This is a genomic window from Aeromicrobium sp. MLTX1, from assembly GCF_046452335.1.
Taxonomy (GTDB): domain Bacteria; phylum Actinomycetota; class Actinomycetes; order Propionibacteriales; family Nocardioidaceae; genus Aeromicrobium.
Genome location: NZ_JBKFDN010000001.1, coordinates 726,077 through 743,963, shown reverse-complemented (window position 1 = coordinate 743,963; position 17,887 = coordinate 726,077). Strand labels below are relative to the sequence as shown.

17 protein-coding genes are annotated in these 17,887 nt (G+C 70.6%); 9 read left to right on the top strand and 8 right to left on the bottom strand.

All coding sequences use genetic code 11. The annotated features are described in order from the left end of the window. Positions 1-80 precede the first annotated feature (80 nt). Complete coding sequence (locus ACK99Q_RS03460; protein ID WP_410184845.1) at positions 81-1,040, top strand: phosphotriesterase; 960 nt, start codon at positions 81-83, stop codon at positions 1,038-1,040. Positions 1,041-1,251: 211 nt separating this feature from the next. After that, positions 1,252-2,613, top strand: a complete 1,362-nt coding sequence (locus tag ACK99Q_RS03455) for a DEAD/DEAH box helicase (RefSeq protein WP_410184844.1) — start codon at positions 1,252-1,254, stop codon at positions 2,611-2,613. A gap of 90 nt (positions 2,614-2,703) precedes the next feature. Here ACK99Q_RS03455 and ACK99Q_RS03450 read toward each other — a convergent pair whose 3' ends face one another. Next, positions 2,704-3,510 (bottom strand): alpha/beta fold hydrolase, encoded by an 807-nt coding sequence (locus tag ACK99Q_RS03450; RefSeq protein ID WP_410184843.1) that lies wholly within the window; start codon positions 3,508-3,510, stop codon positions 2,704-2,706. Positions 3,511-3,733: 223 nt separating this feature from the next. On the opposite strand from ACK99Q_RS03450, the gene ACK99Q_RS03445 reads away from it, so the two are divergent. Both ACK99Q_RS03445 and ACK99Q_RS03440 read left to right on the top strand, forming a co-directional pair. Next, positions 3,734-4,594, top strand: a complete 861-nt coding sequence (locus ACK99Q_RS03445) for an alpha/beta hydrolase (protein ID WP_410184842.1) — start codon at positions 3,734-3,736, stop codon at positions 4,592-4,594. Positions 4,595-4,733: 139 nt separating this feature from the next. Beyond that, positions 4,734-5,285, top strand: a complete 552-nt coding sequence (locus ACK99Q_RS03440; protein ID WP_410184841.1) for a GNAT family N-acetyltransferase — start codon at positions 4,734-4,736, stop codon at positions 5,283-5,285. A 6-nt stretch (positions 5,286-5,291) separates the two neighbouring features. On the opposite strand, the gene ACK99Q_RS03435 is transcribed toward ACK99Q_RS03440, so the two are convergent. From ACK99Q_RS03435 to ACK99Q_RS03420, 4 genes are all read right to left on the bottom strand, one after another. Further along, a complete protein-coding gene (locus ACK99Q_RS03435; protein WP_410184840.1) occupies positions 5,292-5,564 on the bottom strand; it encodes a Rho termination factor N-terminal domain-containing protein in 273 nt (90 codons plus the stop codon). Positions 5,565-5,623: 59 nt separating this feature from the next. Next, positions 5,624-6,607 (bottom strand): homoserine O-acetyltransferase MetX, encoded by a 984-nt coding sequence (metX, locus tag ACK99Q_RS03430; protein ID WP_410184839.1) that lies wholly within the window; start codon positions 6,605-6,607, stop codon positions 5,624-5,626. After that, positions 6,604-7,893: a bifunctional o-acetylhomoserine/o-acetylserine sulfhydrylase gene (locus tag ACK99Q_RS03425; RefSeq protein WP_410184838.1), complete on the bottom strand. Its 1,290-nt coding sequence runs from the start codon at positions 7,891-7,893 to the stop codon at positions 6,604-6,606. The genes metX and ACK99Q_RS03425 overlap by 4 nt, the downstream gene beginning before the upstream one ends. Positions 7,894-7,979: 86 nt before the next feature. Beyond that, on the bottom strand, positions 7,980-9,302 hold the full coding sequence (locus ACK99Q_RS03420) for an ATP-dependent 6-phosphofructokinase (RefSeq protein WP_410184837.1): 1,323 nt from the start codon (positions 9,300-9,302) through the stop codon (positions 7,980-7,982). Between the two features lie 71 nt (positions 9,303-9,373). Here ACK99Q_RS03420 and ACK99Q_RS03415 point away from each other — a divergent pair, with 71 nt between their 5' ends. After that, positions 9,374-10,444, top strand: a complete 1,071-nt coding sequence (locus ACK99Q_RS03415; protein WP_410184836.1) for an alpha/beta hydrolase — start codon at positions 9,374-9,376, stop codon at positions 10,442-10,444. A gap of 89 nt (positions 10,445-10,533) precedes the next feature. Here ACK99Q_RS03415 and ACK99Q_RS03410 read toward each other — a convergent pair whose 3' ends face one another. Then, positions 10,534-12,651: an Ig-like domain-containing protein gene (locus ACK99Q_RS03410; RefSeq protein WP_410184835.1), complete on the bottom strand. Its 2,118-nt coding sequence runs from the start codon at positions 12,649-12,651 to the stop codon at positions 10,534-10,536. A gap of 179 nt (positions 12,652-12,830) precedes the next feature. Between ACK99Q_RS03410 and ACK99Q_RS03405 the strand changes: the two genes are divergently transcribed. Together ACK99Q_RS03405 and ACK99Q_RS03400 are read left to right on the top strand one after the other, a co-directional pair. Beyond that, on the top strand, positions 12,831-13,433 hold the full coding sequence (locus ACK99Q_RS03405; RefSeq protein ID WP_410184834.1) for a TetR/AcrR family transcriptional regulator: 603 nt from the start codon (positions 12,831-12,833) through the stop codon (positions 13,431-13,433). Continuing rightward, positions 13,430-14,221 carry a TIGR03084 family metal-binding protein gene (locus ACK99Q_RS03400; RefSeq protein ID WP_410184833.1) on the top strand — a complete coding sequence of 264 codons (792 nt, stop codon included), beginning with the start codon at positions 13,430-13,432 and terminating at the stop codon, positions 14,219-14,221. The genes ACK99Q_RS03405 and ACK99Q_RS03400 overlap by 4 nt, the downstream gene beginning before the upstream one ends. A 75-nt stretch (positions 14,222-14,296) precedes the next feature. On the opposite strand, the gene ACK99Q_RS03395 is transcribed toward ACK99Q_RS03400, so the two are convergent. Beyond that, positions 14,297-15,349, bottom strand: a complete 1,053-nt coding sequence (locus ACK99Q_RS03395; protein ID WP_410184832.1) for a zinc-binding dehydrogenase — start codon at positions 15,347-15,349, stop codon at positions 14,297-14,299. Positions 15,350-15,415: 66 nt separating this feature from the next. Between ACK99Q_RS03395 and ACK99Q_RS03390 the strand changes: the two genes are divergently transcribed. Continuing rightward, positions 15,416-15,871: a MaoC family dehydratase gene (locus tag ACK99Q_RS03390; protein WP_410184831.1), complete on the top strand. Its 456-nt coding sequence runs from the start codon at positions 15,416-15,418 to the stop codon at positions 15,869-15,871. 2 nt (positions 15,872-15,873) lie between these two features. Then, complete coding sequence (locus tag ACK99Q_RS03385) at positions 15,874-17,100, top strand: MFS transporter (protein WP_410184830.1); 1,227 nt, start codon at positions 15,874-15,876, stop codon at positions 17,098-17,100. 3 nt (positions 17,101-17,103) lie between these two features. Here ACK99Q_RS03385 and ACK99Q_RS03380 read toward each other — a convergent pair whose 3' ends face one another. Next, positions 17,104-17,763 carry a GntR family transcriptional regulator gene (locus ACK99Q_RS03380; protein WP_410184829.1) on the bottom strand — a complete coding sequence of 220 codons (660 nt, stop codon included), beginning with the start codon at positions 17,761-17,763 and terminating at the stop codon, positions 17,104-17,106. Between the last annotated feature and the right edge of the window lie 124 nt (positions 17,764-17,887).

Below are 17,887 nucleotides of genomic sequence, written 5' to 3'. Positions count from 1 at the left end.
GTTGAATCCGATCTCAAATTCAGTACTGTGATCCTAAGGGTGTGACACAAGCCACATCAACTGAGCATCCAAGGAGTGCCATGGCCACCGTGCAGACCGTCAAGGGCCCGATCGACAGCAGCGAGCTGGGTCGGACCCTCGTCCACGAGCACGTCTTCGTCCTCGGCGAGGAGTTCCGCATCAACTACGACGGCGACTGGGACGAGGACCAGAAGGTCGCCGACGCCGTGCGCGACCTCAACGACCTCAAGGCCGCCGGGATCGACACGATCTTCGACCCGACCGTCCTCGGACTCGGCCGGTACATCCCCCGCATCCAGAAGGTCGCCGCCCAGACCGACCTCAACATCGTCGTGGCCACCGGCCTCTACACGTACAACGACCTGCCCCACCAGTTCGAGCACCGCGGCCCCGGCCTGCTGTTCGACCAGCCCGAGCCGCTCGTGGAGATGTTCGTCAAGGACATCACCGAGGGCATCCTCGACACCGGCGTGAAGGCCGCCTTCCTCAAGTGCGTCATCGAGGAGCCGGGCCTGACCCCGGGCGTCGAGCGCGTCATGCGCGCCGTCGGCCAGACCAGCTCGCAGACCGGTGCGCCCGTCACCGTGCACACCAACCCGCACACCCGCTCGGGCCTCGTGGCCCAGAAGGTCCTCGGCGAGGAGGGCGTCGCCCCGGAGAAGATCGTGCTCGGTCACTCGGGCGACTCCGACGACGTCGACTACCTGACCGAGCTGGCCGAGAACGGCTCGCTGCTGGGCATGGACCGCTTCGGCCTCGACGTCTACCTCAGCACCGAGAAGCGCGTCGACACGATCGTCGAGCTGGTGCGCCGTGGCTTCGTCGACAAGATCACGCTGGCGCACGACGCCTCGTGCTACATCGACTACTTCACGCCCGAGGACAAGGTCGCGATGCAGCCGAACTGGAACTTCCGGCACATCCCCGACGACGTGGTCCCGATGCTCCTGGAGAAGGGCGTCAGCGAGGACGACGTGGACACGATGCTGGTGAAGAACCCGCGCCGATACTTCGAGTGATCCTCCCACTCGAGAGCGCAGGGCCCCGGTGCGAACCACCGGGGCCCTGCTGCGTCGGGGAGTCCGGAGTCACGTCCTCGCGATGGGGGCCCGCGGGGCTCCGGCTGTTAGGCTCGACAGGTGGACGCGCCGTTCGAGCGCAGTCCGGCCCGACGACGTTGCGCGGAGAATCGCGCCCCTGGCAAGCGGGCACCATCAGTAATGAGACCCCTTGACCCAGATTGACGGCGGCGTTTCGCTGCCCACCTTCAACGACCTCTCCCTTCCCGACGGCCTCGTGCGCAAGCTCGCGCAGCAGGAGATCGTCAACCCCAGCCCCATCCAGCAGGCCGTCATCCCGGCCGCCCTCGAGGGCCGCAACGTCCTCGGCCGCGCCCGCACCGGCTCGGGCAAGACCCTCGCGTTCGGCCTGCCCGTGCTGGCCCGCCTCGCCGGCGGCACCAGCCGCCCGAAGGCGCCGCGCGCGCTGATCCTGCTGCCCACCCGTGAGCTCGCGATCCAGGTGCACACGGCCCTGCTGCCGCTCGCGCAGAAGATGGGTCTCAAGCACACCACCGTCTACGGCGGCGTGCCGATCAACAAGCAGATCAACACCCTCAAGGGCTCGATCGACCTCGTCATCGCGACCCCGGGCCGCCTCACCGACCTGCTCGACCGTCGCTGCCTCACGCTCGACGGCATCGAGATCACCGTGCTCGACGAGGCCGACCACCTGTGCGACCTCGGCTTCTTCAAGCCGATCGACGCGCTGCTCTCGCGCACCCCGAAGCACAGCCAGCGGCTGCTGCTGTCGGCCACGCTCGACGGCGACGTCGACAAGCTGGTCCGCCGCCACCTGCCTGACCACGCGCTGTTCGAGGTCGACCAGGTCGAGGACAAGGTCGAGACGATGGAGCACCACGTGCTCGTCACCGAGCCGACCGAGAAGACCCGCACGGCCTACGAGCTGCTGAGCGCCAACCCGCGCAGCATCGTCTTCACGCGCACCCGCCGCGGCGCCACGCGCCTCGCGAAGCAGCTGACCCAGAAGGGCGTCACAGCCGTCGACATGCACGGCGACCTCTCGCAGCGTCACCGCGAGCGCAACCTCGCCCAGTTCACGCGCGGCGACGCCACCGTGATCGTCGCGACCGACGTCGCCGCCCGCGGCATCCACGTCGACGGCATCGGCCTGGTCGTGCACTACGACGCGCCCGCCGAGCACAAGGCGTACCTGCACCGCTCGGGCCGCACGGCGCGCGCCGGCGAGTCGGGCTCGGTCGTCACGATGACCACGCCCGACGCCCTCAAGGACGTCATGGTCCTGCAGCGCAAGGCCGGCGTCACCGCCCGTCACCACCAGGCCGCGTCGGCGCCCTCGCCGATGACCGCGGAGTCGCTGGCGACCTCGGGCACCGAGGCGCCCGAGCTGCCCGCCGACCACCGCTCGCGCGGCGGCTCCGCCCCGGCCCGTGGTGGCCGTGGCGGTCAGGGCCGTGGTGGCCAGAACCGCGGTCCGCAGGGCGGCCGCCCGCAGGGCAACCGCAACCGGAACCGCCGCAGCGGCTCGCGCCCCCCGGCCCGCAGCAACTGACCGCCGCCTCCCGAGATGTGCTCCAATCTCTACCTTTCAACCCGGTTGAGAGGTGGAAAAAGGAGCACATCTCGGGACGCGCGGTGACCCTCAGACGGGGGCGACCTCCGCGAGGTGGCGCTCCAGCACCTCGTTGACGGCCTCGGGATTCTCGAGGGCGTGCACGTGTCCGGTGTTCTCCATGACGACCAGCTCGGCATGGGGGACGCCGGCGACGATCTGCTCGGACTTCTCCGGCGGGTAGGTCGCGTCCTCGGTGCCCGCGACCACGACGAGCGGCACCCGGATCTTGCCGAGCTCGTCCAGCACGCCCGGCCGGTGCGCGATGTTCCACGCGGCGTCGGCGTACTCGGGACCTCGGCTCAGCAGCAGCTCGCGGACGCCCTTCAGCGTCTCCGCGCGCGACGGGTCGGTCAGCGTGGTGGTGCCCATCATGAACTGCAGGACGCCCTCGAGCACCGGCTCCATGCCGTGCGCCGCGAGCACCTCGATGAGTGCGTCCATCTGGTCGGCCTGCTCCTCGACGTCGGCCGACGTGCCCATGACGACGACCGACCGCACGAGGTCGCCGTGTCGGGCGGCCAGGCGCAGGCCGATGAACCCGCCCATGGAGTTGCCGACGAACACGACGGGCTCCAGGTCGAGGGCCTCGATGAGCGCCACGACGTCGGCCGTGTGGGTGTCGTAGTCGAGCTGCTCCCGCGGGGCACGAGCGCTGAGGCCCTGGCCTCGGTGGTCGTAGCGGACCACGCGGTAGCGGTCGGAGAACCGGTCGGCCTGGGCCTGGAACATCCGCGCGTCGAAGAACATCGAGGCGCTCATCAACAGGGCCGGCGCATCGCGCGGTCCCTCGTCCTCGTAGTAGAGCGTGGTGCCGTTGACGTCGATCGTGGGCATGGGGGACTCCCGTCGTAACTGAAGGTGAACTCACCTTAGCGACATGTGGGCTGGATCACATCCACCTCTTGACAGGCTCGCGACCCCTCGCGCATGGTGGGTCCACCAACTATGTGCACTACCTGTGCATATACCTTGGATCGGCCCGTCATCGGGGGGCAAGCCGATGCGTTTGGACGAGCTCGTCCCAGCGGTTCGATCCAGACCGTCGAAGGAGACGAGCATGAAACTGTCCAGACTGATCGCGATGGCGTTGGCCGGCGCGGCCCTCACCGCGGGCACGGCGATCCAGCCGGTCGTCGCGGCCGAGAACCCGTACGAGCGCGGGCCGGCCCCGACGAACAGCAGCATCGAGGCCACCCGCGGTCCGTACGCCGTGAGCACCAAGACGATCTCGTCGCTGTCCGCGCGTGGCTTCGGGGGCGGCACGATCTACTACCCGACGTCGACGGCCGACGGCACGTTCGGCGTGGTGGCGATCTCGCCGGGCTACACGGCGGCGCAGTCGACGATCCAGTGGCTCGGCCCGCGCATCGCGTCGCAGGGCTTCGTGGTCATCACGATCGACACGAACACGCGGCTCGACCAGCCGGGCTCGCGCGGCACGCAGCTGCTCGCGGCGCTCGACCAGACGATCGCCGACACCACCGTCCGCTCGCGGATCGACGCCTCGCGCCAGGCCGTGGTCGGTCACTCGATGGGCGGTGGCGGCACGCTCGAGGCCGCCAAGTCGCGGCGCTCGATCGAGGCCACGGTCGGCCTCACGCCGTGGAACCTCGACAAGACGTGGCCCGAGGTCGAGGCCGCGTCGCTGGAGATCGGTGCCCAGAACGACACGGTCGCGCCCCCCGGCTCGCACGCGATCCCGTTCTACAACTCCCTGACGAACGCCGAGCGGCGCGCGTACCTGGAGCTGCGTGGCGCCAGCCACTTCGCCCCGAACACCAGCAACACGACGATCGCGAAGTACACGATCGCCTGGCTCAAGCGGTACGTCGACGACGACACGCGCTACGAGCAGTTCATCAGCCCGGGCCCGAGCCCGTCGCTGACCAACGGGATCTCGGACTACCGGATCCAGTGAGCGAGGGCGTCGGGGCCGGACTGGGGGGACGGCCCCGACGCCACCGCACTTTTGGAACGCGTTGAACCGTTCTCCTCTCGCGAACGGTTCAACGCGTTCCAGAAGTGGAGCCGACGCGCGCGCTGGGTAGGGTGGCGCGATGCCCGCCCGCCTCGCCACCGCCGCCGACCTGCCCATCCTCGCCGCCGTCCTCGGCGAGGCCTTCCACGACTACCCGTGGACCAGTTGGACCCTCCCCGGCGAGGACCGGCTCGGTCGGCTGACCCAGATCCAGGGCGTGTACCTCGCGCACGCGGCCGCGCACGGCGGCCGCGTCTGGACGACGCCGGAGCTCGACGCCGTGGCCGTCCTGATCCCGACGACGCTGCCGGACCCGCCACCCGAGGTGGGGGAGCGGATCGTCGCCCTGCACGGCGAGGGGTGGCAGCGACTCGTCGACCACGAGGCCGCGATCGGTCCGCGCCGTCCCGAGGCGGACTGGCTGCTCGCCACCGTGGGCGTCGACCTGGCGCAGCAGGGCCGCGGGCTCGGCACGACGGTCCTCGAGGCGGCGCTGGCCGACCTCGGCGACGCCCGCGTCCTGCTCGAGACCTCCTCGGACGCGAACGTGCGCCTCTACGAGCGCCTCGGATTCCGCGTCGTCGAGCACGTGGAGGGCGCCGGCCCCGACGTCTGGATCATGCTCCGCTGACCGTCGTCAGGAGTTCCGCAGCATGTCGATCAGCTCGGACTTCTTCTTGCTGGAGTAGCCGGTGAGGCCGATCTCCTTGGCGCGCTTGCGCAGGTCGTCGACCGTCCAGTCGTCGTAGGACCCGGACTCCCCGCCGCGCTTGCCGACGGCCTTCTTGCCGTCGCGGGCCGCGGCGTTCGAGATGCGCGCCGCCTTCGACTTCGAGGCGCCGTCGTCGCGCAGCTCCTCGTAGAGGTCGGGGTTCTTGATGCTCGACGGGGTCTTCTTCTTCGGTGCCATGGGATCTCCTCTCCGATCCCACGACACCACGACCGGCGGCTCCCCGCGACCGGACGACGTCAGCGCTCGAGCAGGTCGCGGGCGAGCGCGCCCACCTGGTCGTGCTCGATGAGGAAGCCGTCGTGGCCGTGCGGCGAGTGCACCACAGCGAGCGGCTCGGCCGTGGGGATGAGGTCGGCCAGCTCCTGCTGCTGGTACGGCGGGTAGAGCCGGTCGGAGTCGATCGCGGCGACGACCGTGCGCGCCGTGACCCGTCCGAGGGCGGCCTCGAGACCGCCACGATCGCGCCCCACGTCGTGGCTGTTCATCGCGTCGCCGAGGGCGATGTACGACCACGCGTCGAAGCGCTTCACCAGCTTGTCGCCGTGGTGCTGCAGGTAGGACTGCACCGCGAACCGACCGTCGGACTGCACTTCGCGACCGAACCGCTCGGCCAGCTCGGCCTCGCTGCGGTAGGTGGTGTGGGCGATGCGGCGGGCCAGCTCGAGGCCGGCCTCGGGTCCGGCGGCGCGGATGATGTCGGCCTGCGTCGAGGTCCACGCGATCTGCTCGGCCGACGCGTAGGCCGACGAGGCGAGCAGGAACAGCCGCTCGACGCGCTCGGGGTGCGTGACCGCCCACTCGACCGCGCGCATGCCGCCCGCGGATCCGCCGATGACGGCGTGCCAGCGGTCGATGCCCAGGTGCTCGGCCAGCCGCAGCTCGGCCGAGACCTGGTCGCGCACGGTGATCGCGGGGAACCGGTTGCCCCACACCCGCCCGTCAGGACCGAGCGAGGCCGGACCCGTGGTGCCCTTGCAGCCGCCGAGGATGTTGGCGGCCACGACGAAGAAGCGATCGGTGTCGATGCCGAGTCCGGGGCCGACGACGCGGTTCCACCACCCGTCGGGCCCGGCGACGATCGAGTCGCCGGTGAGGGCGTGCAGGACGAGGACCGCGTTGTCACCGGTGAACTCGCCCCACGTGTCGTACGCGACCTCCAGACGCGGGAGGACCTCACCCCCCTCGAGGGTGAGGTCTCCCAGCGGCTGGATCGTGGTCACTTGGCTGCTCGGAACCCGGCATCCAGGTCGGCGAGGATGTCGTCGATGCCCTCGAGGCCGACGGCCAGGCGGACCAGGCCGGGGGTGACGCCGGTGGCGGCGTGCTCCTCGGGCGTGCCCTGCGAGTGCGTGGTGCTGGCCGGGTGGATGGCCAGCGAGCGCACGTCGCCGATGTTCGCCACGTGGCTGAACAGCTCGAGCGCGTCGATGAAGCGACGGCCGGCGTCGACGCCGCCGGGCAGCTCGAACGTTAGCACCGCGCCGGAGCCGCGGGGCGTGTACTTGTCGGCGAGCTCCTTGTAGGGGTTGCCGTCGAGCGAGGCCCAGGTGACCTTCGCGACGTCCTCGCGCGCCTGGAGCCACTCGGCCACCTTGCGGGTGTTCTCGATGTGGCGCTCGACGCGCAGGCTCAGGGTCTCGATGCCCTGCGCGATGAGGAAGGCGTTGAACGGCGAGACGGCCGGGCCGACGTTGCGCAGGTACTGCACGCGCAGCTTGGCGATGAACGCCGCCGGGCCGAGGGCCTCGGTGAAGACGAGGCCGTGGTAGCTCGCGTCGGGGGTGTTGAAGCCGGGGTACTTGTCGCCGTGGGCCGCGTAGTCGAACGTGCCGCCGTCGATGACGACGCCCGCGATCGCGGTGCCGTGGCCGCCGATGTACTTCGTGGCGGAGTGGATCACCGTGTCGGCGCCGTGCTTGAGCGGGTTCAGCAGGTACGGCGTGGCGACGGTGTTGTCGACGATGAACGGGACGCCGACCTCCTTCGCGACGGCGCTGATCGCCTCGAGGTCGAGGATGTCGCCCTTGGGGTTGCCGATCGTCTCGCCGAAGAACGCCTTCGTGTTCTCGCGGGCGGCCGCGCGCCAGGCCTCGGGGTCGTTGTTGTCCTCGACGAAGCTGACCTCGATGCCGAGCTTCGGGAACGTGTGGCGCAGCAGCGAGTCGGTGCCGCCGTAGAGGCTGGCGGACGCGACGATGTGGTCGCCGGCCTCGGCCACGTTGGTGAGCGCGCCGGTGGTGGCGGCCTGGCCCGAGGCCACGAGCAGCGCGCCGACGCCTCCCTCGAGGGCCGCGAGGCGCTGCTCGACGACGTCCTGCGTCGGGTTCATGATGCGGGTGTAGATGTTGCCGGGCTCTGCCAGGCCGAACAGGTCGGCGGCGTGCTGCGTGTCGCGGAACTGGTACGAGGTGGTCTGGTAGATCGGCAGCGCGCGCGCACCCGTGGCGGGGTCGGGCGTCTGGCCGGCGTGGATCTGCTTGGTCTCGAACGACCAGTGCTCGCTCATGGGTACTCCTTCGACGTCGGGTGTGAGCCCGAGCCTGTCACCGTTCGGTGGGTCCTTCCGGGAGTCTCATCATGCGAGAGCGGGTCTCAGGACATGTCGAACGGCTGCGCGGTGGACTCGAGCACCGAGAGCCACAGGTCGCCGTCGGGGTTCACGTTCTGCGTGTTCTTCACGACCACCGAGATCGGCACGTGCGCGAACCGGTGGCGCGGGCGTCCGATCACCATGTCGGTGCGGCCCGCCATCGCGGCGTGCACGGCGGCCTGCGCGAGCCGCGTGCAGTAGACCGAGTCGGCGGGGTCGGCCGGGACCGAGCGGATCATGTAGCCGGGGTCGAAGTAGCGCAGCGTCAGCGGCTCGTCGTGGTCCTTGAAGTCGCGCGCGATCTGGGCGCGCAGGAAGCCGGCGAAGTCGCCGAGCACGGTGTTGCCGCTCGCGTCGGTGCGCCGGCTGGCGGGGATGAGGTCCTGCCCGGCGCCCTCGGCCAGCACGATCACGGCGCTGCCGCGCTCCTTCACGCGCTTGCGCAGCGTGGCGAGCAGGCCGTTCTCGCCCTGGAGGCTGAACGGCACCTCGGGGATCAGGACGAAGTCGGCGTCGTGGTTGGCCAGCGCGGAGTAGCAGGCGATGAAGCCGGCGGCGCGGCCCATGACCTTGACGACGCCCACGCCGCCGATGGCCGCCTCGACCTCGACGCGCGCGCCCTTGATGGACTCGGCGGCCTTCGCGTAGGCCGTCTGGAAGCCGAAGCTCGTGCCGATCAGCGGGATGTCGTTGTCGATCGTCTTCGGCACGCCCACCACGGCGATCGGCAGCTTGCGCTCGAGCGCCTCCTCGGCGATGGCGTGCGCGCCGCGCATCGAGCCGTCGCCGCCGATGACGAACAGGATGTCGATCTCGCGGTGCACGAGGTTGTCGACGATCTGCGGGATGCTCTGGCCGCCGCGCGAGGAGCCGAGGACCGTGCCGCCGCGGTCGGTGATCGTCTCGACGAACGAGGGGGTCAGGGTGATCGGGTCGGGCGACTTGCCGGGGACCAGGCCCGCGTAGCCGTTCTTGAACCCGGTGATGTCGGTGACGCCGTAGTGCTCGAACAGCTCCAGCACGATCGCGCGGATGACGTCGTTGAGGCCGGGGCACAGGCCGCCGCACGTCACGATGCCGACCTTCGTCTTCTTCGGGTCGAAGAAGAGCTTGCGGCGCGGGCCGCCGGGCTCGAACGAGGGGACCTCGTCGAGCGGCATGTCGCCCCGGGCCTGCAGCAGCGAGATCGTGTCGTCGATGAGGACCCGGTCGGTCTCGGCGACGTAGTAGGCGTTCGTGCTCCGGGCCGCGACGTAGTCGGCCAACGGCGAGTCGTACGTGCACTCGCCGAGGGTGCGGACCTGCAGTTCCTCGAGCGTCACCACGCAGACAGGCTATCGGAGCCGGGGATCTGCGAACGGCACGCGGATGTCCACCCGGTCGTTAAACTCGGGACGTGGACACGCAGGCCGGTTCCCGATCCGGACGCGGGCGCCGCCGCCCGATGCGGGCGGTGCACACCGCGGCGGTCCTGCACGACAGCCCCACGCCCCTGGCCCGCATGGTCGGTCGCGGCGCGCGGATGACCGTGAAGCCCCTGCTGAGGATGGCTCCGGTCGACGTCCGCACCATCCGCCGGATCCAGCGCTTCTCCGAGGTCGTCAACCGCGGCGCGTCCGAGGATATCGCCGTCGAGGTGTGCGAGATCGGCGGCGTTCCCGGTGAGGTGATGACACCGGGGGACGGGCCCACCACCGGGCTGCACCTGCTCTACCTGCACGGCGGTGGCTTCTTCACGGGCAGCGTCCACTCCTACCGCTCGATGCTCGAGGAGATCGTGCGTGCCACGGGCGGCACGATCTACGCGATCGACTACCGCCAGCTGCCCGAGGCGGGGATCGCCGAGTCGGTGCAGGACGCGATCGCCGCCTACGCCGGCGTGCTCGACCGCGGTGCCGATCCCGCCAAGGTGGTCGTCGCTGGCGACTCCGCCGGCGGCTACCTGACGATGAAGGTCGCCGAGCTGGCCACGCGCCGGGGCCTGCCCGCGCCGGCCGCGCTCATCGCGTTCTCGCCGCTGCTCAGCCTCGAGCCCGACCGCCAGGACAAGAACGTCATGCGCGTCGACAAGGTGCGCGAGGCCGTGCTGCCGATCGCGCGCGTCGCCGCGCTGCGCCGGCTCTGGCTCCCCGAGGACGGCGCCGCGATCGAGGGCTTCGCCGACCCCCTGCACGCGAGCGCCTACATCCACTCGCCCACGCAGCTGGTGGCCGTGGAGGACGAGTTCCTGCGGCCCGAGGTCGAGGCGCTCGCGCTGCTGCTCGACGACAAGGGCGTCGAGGTCGACGTGCACCTGTGGCGCGGGCAGCTGCACGCCTTCCCGATCATGGCCGGGCACCTGCCCGACGCCGACCTCGCGATCGAGCTCGCCGCCGAGTTCGCCCTCCGGCACATCGGCGAGCCCCCGGCCGTCGAGGTCGAGGACCTCGACGCCCAGCCCGAGACCCTCGAGGGCGAGATGGCCTGACGGTTTCCCCGGTTAACCGGGGAAACCGTCACTTCGCGAGGTTTGCGAACCTCGCGAAGTGACAGGAAACCTCCGTCAGTGGGTGGCGGTCAGCCGACGACCTTCACCTTGATGACGTGCAGCTTGCCGTTCTGCGTGTGGCCGAGGTTCCACGAGCGGGTGCGGCTCGTCGTCATCGACATCTTCACGCCGAGGGCCCAGCGATCCTGGCCGGCCTTCTTGAACGGGACCGAGCCGCGGTGCGGCTTGCCGGGCGCCGGCGTCGCGTAGACGTAGCGGGCCTTCGAGCCGCGGACGACGATCGTGTAGGTCTCGCCGTGGCGGACCTGGTAGACGCCGTTCTTCAGCTTCGCGCCCTCGATCTTGTAGCCCGCGAGGCGGTACGCGACGCGCTTGGTACGGACGTTGCCCGCGACGTCGGTGGCCTTCGCGGTCACGACGACCCGGCTGCCGCTGCGCTTCGTGGTGACCTTGCAGGTCTTCACGCCCGAGAGCGAGTCCTTCGCCGAGCAGGTCGGCTTCGGCGCGTCGAAGTAGCTGCGGCCGGACTTCACACCGCGGATGCCGACGCGAGGCTTGCTGCGGTCGATCTTGACCGAGGCGGTGACGGTCGCGATGCCGCCGTCGGCCGTGTGGATCGTGCGGGTCACGGTGCTGGCTCCCTGGCGCGAGACCTTGACCGGCTTCGGGCACGCGGTGGTCAGCTCGGCGCCCTTGGCGTCGCAGCCGAACGAGATCGTGACCGGGCTGCGGTACCAGCCGCCGCGCGACTTCTGCGACGAGATCACGCGGGCCGTGATCGCGGGGTTGCTGCGCGAGGTCGAGCCCGACGAGGCCGTGAAGTCGGTGCTGCCGGCGTACGCGGCCGAGACGGCGTGCGTGCCGTCGGTCGGGACGGTGTGCGCGAGCTTCGCCGTGCCGTCGTCGAGGGCGGCGGTGCCGACCTTCTTGCCGTCGACGAAGAACGTGACCTCGCCGGTGGGCGTGCCCGCACCGGGCGCGATGGGCGCGACCGTGGCGGACAGCTCGCGCGGCTTCACCGCGACCTTCGTGGTGGTGCCGGCGGCCGAGACGGTGACCGTGTCGGTGTCGGTGCTGTATCCGTACTGGTAGTTCGCCTCGGGCCACCATGTCGCGTCGACCTGGTGCGTGCCGACGCCGAGGTCGAGCGCGGTGGAGGCGCGGCCGGCCTCGTCGTAGGCGACGTGGTCGACGATGTCGCCGTCCACGCGGAACTGGACGACGCCACCGGCGTCGCCGAGGGAGCCCTCGGTGCTGAGCTGCGCGGTGGCCGTCGTGCCCTGCCCCGTGACCGGGTTGGCCGGTTCAAACGAGAGGTCGAGCGAGGTGGCGAAGGCGTCGACCTCGACGTCCTGCTCGACCGGGTCGGCCGCGAGGAAGCCGGTGGCGGCCGCCTGGTCGGCGACGATCGTGCAGGTGCCGGCGCGGTGGAACGTCACGGTCGAGCCCTCGATCGTGCACTCGTCCCGCGTCGAGGACGAGAAGGTCACGGGGTTGCCGGACTCGCCGCCCGTGGCTGTGACGTCGTACGTGTCACCGGGGTGCACGGTCTCGGGCGCCGTGGACGTGAAGGTGATCGTCTGCTCGACGTCCGGCGGCGTGACCGGGCCCGAGCAGGCCTCGCCGATGCGGAAGGTCACGGGATCCGCGTAGTCGAAGAGCGCTTCGGTCGCCGCCAGATCGGGGGTGGCCGCGATGAGTCCCTCGGCGCTGAACCACATGGTGGTGAGGTTGCGCGGCGTCGAGTCGGGCCACACGTAGGTCACGCTCAGGTTCTGGGTCGCGGGGTCGATGGACCAGACGGCGCTCTGCTCACTGTTGACGGATGGTGAGCCGGCGGGGACGGCGGCCACCGCCTGGAGGAAGGTGTAGCCGCCGGTCTGCGACAGGTCGAAGCTGGCGGAGGCGTCCGAGAAGCCGAGGAACCGGCCGGGCTGCCCGTCGATCAGCATGTCCTGCCGGGCGCCGGTCGAGATCGAGACCTTGTAGGCCGCTTCGGGGTTGGTGGTGGGCTTCGCCAGGCTGCCGTTGTTCTCGGCGCAGCCGATGATGGTGTCGCCCTCGACCACCTGGAGATGTCCGGTGTAGGTCTCGGGAGCCGCCTGGGCCGGGGCGGGAAGGAGGGCCACCGCGGCGGCGAGGCCGACGGCCGCGCTGGTCGCGATGGAGGTGACGCGTCGATACATGGAGTTCGCTCTCGAAATGGGGAAGCGGAGCGTCCACCCCGCGGGAGCGACACTAGGTTTCGCCCCAGCCTCATGTGGCCTTTTGCTTCACAACCGTCACAAGGGACTACAGAGGCGCTACTGAGATGCAAAAAACCAACAGGCTTGACTGTAAATGGGCGGTCCAGCATGCTGGCTCGGTGACCGAGAGCCCGACGAGGACGCCCCAGCCCGAGCGCACGCGGCTCATGCGGCAGCGCCTCCTCGAGGCCACGATCGACTCGCTCGTGGAGGTCGGCTGGGCCGGCACCTCCACCACCGTGGTCAGCCAGCGCGCGGGCGTCAGCCGCGGCGCGCAGCTGCACCACTTCCCCAGCAAGCAGGACCTCGTGGTCGCGGCCGTCGAGTACCTCGCCGAGCGGCGCCGCGAGGAGCTGGTCGTCGACATCGACGCGCTGCCCGAGCGGGACCGGACGCGTGCGGTGCTGGACCTGCTGGTGAGCCAGTACACGTCGCCGGTCTTCCTCGCCGCGCTGGAGCTGTGGGTGGCCGCGCGCACCGACCCCGCGCTGCTGACGAAGGTGGCGCCGTTCGAGCGCCGCGTGGGTCGCGAGATCCACGCGCACGCCGTGACCCTGCTCGAGGTCGACGAGTCGCGCGGGCGCAACCGCCAGCTCGTGCAGGCCACGCTCGACCTGCTGCGCGGCCTGGGCCTCGCGGCGACCCTCACCGACGACTCCGCACGCCGGGCCTCGATCCTCGACGCCTGGGCCGACACCCTCGACCGAGAGCTGGAACGATGAACAAGCTGGACGCCGTCCTCGACGACCTCGCCGCCGAGTCGGCGCAGCTGGACGGCTGGGTCGCGGGACTGACCCCCGACCAGTGGGGCACCGTCACCACGCCCGAGGGCTGGACCGTCGCCCACCAGGTCGCGCACCTGCACTGGACCGACGTCACCTCCACGTACGCAATCAACGACAAGGAGGCGTTCGACGCGCTCATCCTGGCGGCGCTGGAGAACCCCGAGGGCTACATCGACCAGGCCACGGACGAGCTCGCGCAGGAGCCGCCCGAGTCGCTGCTCCCGGCGTGGCGACAGGGCCGCACGAACCTCGTCGAGGCTCTGAAGTCCGTGCCCGACGGCAACAAGATCCCGTGGTTCGGACCGCCGATGAGCCCGGTGTCGATGGCGACGGCTCGGCTCATGGAGACGTGGGCGCATGGGTACGACGTCGCCGAGGCGCTCGGCATCTCGGTGCCGCGGACTGATCGGGCGAAGCACGTGTGCCACATCGGGGTCCGGACGTTCGGGTTCACGCACCAGATGCGTGGCGAGGAGGTGCCTGCCGTCGAGGTGCGCGTCGAGCTGACCGCGCCCTCGGGCGAGCTCTGGACGTGGGGTCCCGAGGACGCCGCCGAGCGCGTGACCGGCGACGGGTGGGACTTCGCGCTGCTGGCCACGCGCCGCCGCCACCGCTCCGACGTCGACGTCACGGCCACCGGCCCCGCCGCCGACCACTGGCTCGACATCGTCCAGGCCTTCGCCGGCCTCCCCGGCAACGACCCCAAGCCGCTCGCCGACCGCTGACAGTTTCCCCGGTTAACCGGGGAAACTGTCACTTAACGGGGTTCGCGAACCCCGCTAAGTGACAGGAAACCTCGTTCAGTCGAGGGGCGAGACGCGCAGCAGGGCCTTCGTGGTGCGGCGGTCGGCCATGTCGCCGTAGGCCCGGGCGACGTCGGCGAGGTCGTACTGCCGGTCGAAGACCACTCCCGGGCGGAGAGTGCCGGCGAGGACCTCGGGCAGGAGCTCGTCCAGGAGGGCGCGGGCCGGGGCGCCGCCAGCGCGCAGGCCGAGGTTCTTCGCGAACAGCTGCCGCGGGTGGAAGTTGTCTCCGTGCGGGATGCCGACCATGCCGATCTGGCCGCCGACGCGCGCGGCCTCGATCGCGGTCGCGAGGCTCTCGGACGTGCCCACGCACTCCAGCACGTGTGCCGGGCCGCCGTCGTACGTCGCGCGCAGCTGCCGCACGGCCTCCTCGCCGCGGACCTCGATCACCTCGTCCGCGCCGAGCAGCCGCGCGAGGCGCAGGCGGTCGGGGTTCCGCGACAGGATCGTCACGTGCCGCGCGCCCTCGCGACGGCACGCGGCGACCGCGCACAGGCCCACCGCCCCGTCGCCGATCACGACCGCGTCGGCGCCGCGTACGACACCGGCACATCGCGCCGCGTGCACGCCGGTCGCCATGACATCGGTGAGCGCCAGCAGGTGGGGGAGCAGCTCCTCGGTCACCGGAGCATCCACGCGCACGAGCGTCCCGTCGGCGAGCGGCACCCGCACGAGCTCGCCCTGGCCCTCGTCGAGAGGGCGACCGGCGTCGTCGACAGCACCCCAGTGCCCACCATGCGCGCAGTTCGAGGTGAACCCCTCGCGGCACGCCGAGCACGTGCTGTCGCCGAACTTGAACGCCGAGAGCACGAAGTCGCCCGGCGAGAGCGCGACGGCGGACCCCACAGACACGACCCGCCCGACGAACTCGTGCCCCATCCGGCGCGGCTCGTCGAAGGCGTTGTCGCCGCGGAGCCACCACAGGTCCGAGCCGCACACCGCGGCCGCGACGACCTCGACGACGGCGTCCGTGCGCTCGAGGACGACGGGGTCGGGCCGCTCCTCGAGGCCGACCCGGCCGGGTGCTGTCAGGACGGTCGCGCGCACCGCGTACCCCGTTTCGTCTGCTATGGTCCGATGTATACAAAAAAGTATCAGATGGAGGTCGAGTCAATGCGCGTGTTCTCAGGTCCCGAGGAGCTCCAGGCAGCGGTCGGTGAGGAGATCGGCGTCAGCGAGTGGCTCGAGATCACGCAGGAGCGCGTGAACCTCTTCGCCGACGCGACCGGCGACCACCAGTGGATCCACACCGATCCCGAGGCCGCGGCCGAGGGCCCGTTCGGCACGACGATCGCGCACGGCTACCTGACCCTCAGCCTCATGGTCCCGTTCATGCTCGAGGTCTATCGCGTCGAGAACCGCAAGCACGCGGTCAACTACGGCCTCAACAAGGTCCGCTTCACCTCGCCCGTCCCCGTGGGCTCGCGCCTGCGCGGCCGCCTCTCGCTGGCGAACGCCGAGGAGGTCAAGGGCGGCGGACTCCAGCTGACCTGGGCCGTCACGATCGAGCGCGAGGGCGAGGACCGCCCGGCCTGCATCGCCGAGAACATCACCCGCGTCTACTTCTGAGCGTGGGCACCCCCGCGGCCCCCCGCTCGACCTGGCAGCTGCTGGCCGACCGCCGGTTCGGCCCCTTCGTGCTGGGCAAGGGCCTGGCGTTCACGGGCGTGTGGATCCACCACGTCGTCACGGCGGTGCTGGCGTGGCAGCTCACCCACTCGGCCGTGTGGGTGGCCGCGGTCAGCGTCGTCCACTTCATCCCCCAGGTCGTCCTGGCGCCGGTGATCGGGCCGCTGTCCGACCGCTCGAGCCGCGGCCGGCTCGTGGCCTACGGCCGGCTGTTCTGCATCGCCGGCACCGGAGGTCTCGGTCTCTGGCTCTGGCTCAGGGGCGCCGAGGGCACCGGGATCACGGGCGTCCTGATCTTCTCGCTCATTGCCGGCATCGGCTTCGCGGTGAGCGGGCCGGCCATGCAGGCGATGGTGTCCGACCTCGTCCGCCCGAACGAGGTCGGCCGCGCGGTCGCGATCGACTCGGTCCCCACGATGTTCGGCCGCGCCGCGGGTCCCGCGATCGGCGCGCTCCTGGCGGCCGCGTTCGGTCCGGCGGCCGCGCTGGGGGTGGCGGCCTGCGGTCACGTGGTCTTCGGCGTCATCTCGGTGCTCATCGCGCGCGGCGACAAGCCCATCGCCGCGACGAGCGAGGGCGGCAGCTTCCGCGCCGGGCTGGGCTACATCCGCCGCAACCCCGTGGTCGCGATGCTGCTGCTGGGCGTCACCGCCGTCGGACTCGGCGCCGACCCCGTCGTCACCCTGGCGCCCGCGATCGCCCACGACCTCGACGCGCCCGAGGCCTTCGTCGGCTACATCGGCTCGGCGTTCGGTGTGGGCGCGCTCATCGGCAGCGGCGTCTCCACCGTCTTCAACGGCGGCCTGCGCGTGCAGCGTGCCCCCGCCATCGGCCTCACGGGCCTCGCGCTGGGCTCGCTCGCGGTGCCGTTCCTCGACTCGCCGACCGCGGTCTGCGTAGCCTTCTTCCTCGCCGGCATCGGCTTCACCGTGGCGTTCTCGGGCTGCACGGCGATGCTGCACCACGTCGTCCCCACGCACATGCGCGGTCGCGTGATGTCGCTGTGGGTCATCGCGTTCATGGGCTCGCGCCCGCTCGCGTCGGTGCTCAACGGCGTCGTCGCGGACACCCTCGGCCCGGACTGGGCGATGGTGATGATGGCCGTGATCGTCGGCTCGGTCGCGGTGGCGTCGCTGCCGGTGGTGCTGCGCCGGCTGACCCGCGACTGAGGGTCAGCGAGGACGCGACCAGCCGAGCCGCTGCGTGAGCAGGTGCTCGGTGGTGCCGCGGTGCTCGTCGGACAGCTTGATGAGCGCCTCGTTGTCGCGCGCCTTGACCGCCTCGATGATCCGGTCGTGGTCCTCGTGCACGCGCAGGCGCGAGTCGGCCTGCTGGATGTAGAGGGAGCGGTAGAAGCTCGACATGTACCAGAGCCGGCGGATCTCCTCGCGGACCAGCTTCAGCGGGCTCGGCTCGAAGATCAGGAAGTGGAAGTCGAAGTTCGTCGACTGCCATTCGTCCGGGTCGGTGTTCGCGCTGAGGGTCTTGAGGTGGTCGTTGAGCCGCTTGAGCTCATCGACGTCGACTGCCGCGAGGTCGACCGTGCGGACGACCTCGGTCTCCAGCAGGCGGCGCATCAGGTAGATCTCGGCGAGGTCCTCACCGCTGAATCGCGCGACGGTGAATCCCGTGTTGGGCTTGTAGTCGAGGACGCCCTCGGCCTGCAGGGTCGACAGCGCCTCGCGCACGGGGATGCGGCTGACGTTGAGCTGGGCCGCGATCTCACCCTGGTGCACCTTCTGCCCGGGCAGGAGGGTGCCGGAGATGATCATCTGCCGGATCTCGGTGAGGCAGCGCTGCACTCCCGTCGCGGTCGGGGTGGTCTTCGCCATCGGAGCGGCCTCTCAGCAGGTGGGTCGGTCGGTGGTCAGTGCATTCCGAAGCGTATACATGGGTTCGGGGCACCTTCCAGATCCCAAGGATATACATTCTTGCATGTCATTACGCATTCATGGT

Coding starts and splice junctions, on each gene's coding strand:
- ACK99Q_RS03460 (WP_410184845.1), top strand. CDS start 81: ATGGCCACCGTGCAGACCGTCAAGGGCCCGATCGACAGCAGCGAGCTG.
- ACK99Q_RS03450 (WP_410184843.1), bottom strand. CDS start 3,510: ATGCCCACGATCGACGTCAACGGCACCACGCTCTACTACGAGGACGAG.
- ACK99Q_RS03445 (WP_410184842.1), top strand. CDS start 3,734: ATGAAACTGTCCAGACTGATCGCGATGGCGTTGGCCGGCGCGGCCCTC.
- ACK99Q_RS03440 (WP_410184841.1), top strand. CDS start 4,734: ATGCCCGCCCGCCTCGCCACCGCCGCCGACCTGCCCATCCTCGCCGCC.
- ACK99Q_RS03435 (WP_410184840.1), bottom strand. CDS start 5,564: ATGGCACCGAAGAAGAAGACCCCGTCGAGCATCAAGAACCCCGACCTC.
- ACK99Q_RS03425 (WP_410184838.1), bottom strand. CDS start 7,893: ATGAGCGAGCACTGGTCGTTCGAGACCAAGCAGATCCACGCCGGCCAG.
- ACK99Q_RS03410 (WP_410184835.1), bottom strand. CDS start 12,651: ATGTATCGACGCGTCACCTCCATCGCGACCAGCGCGGCCGTCGGCCTC.
- ACK99Q_RS03400 (WP_410184833.1), top strand. CDS start 13,430: ATGAACAAGCTGGACGCCGTCCTCGACGACCTCGCCGCCGAGTCGGCG.
- ACK99Q_RS03390 (WP_410184831.1), top strand. CDS start 15,416: ATGCGCGTGTTCTCAGGTCCCGAGGAGCTCCAGGCAGCGGTCGGTGAG.
- ACK99Q_RS03380 (WP_410184829.1), bottom strand. CDS start 17,763: ATGGCGAAGACCACCCCGACCGCGACGGGAGTGCAGCGCTGCCTCACC.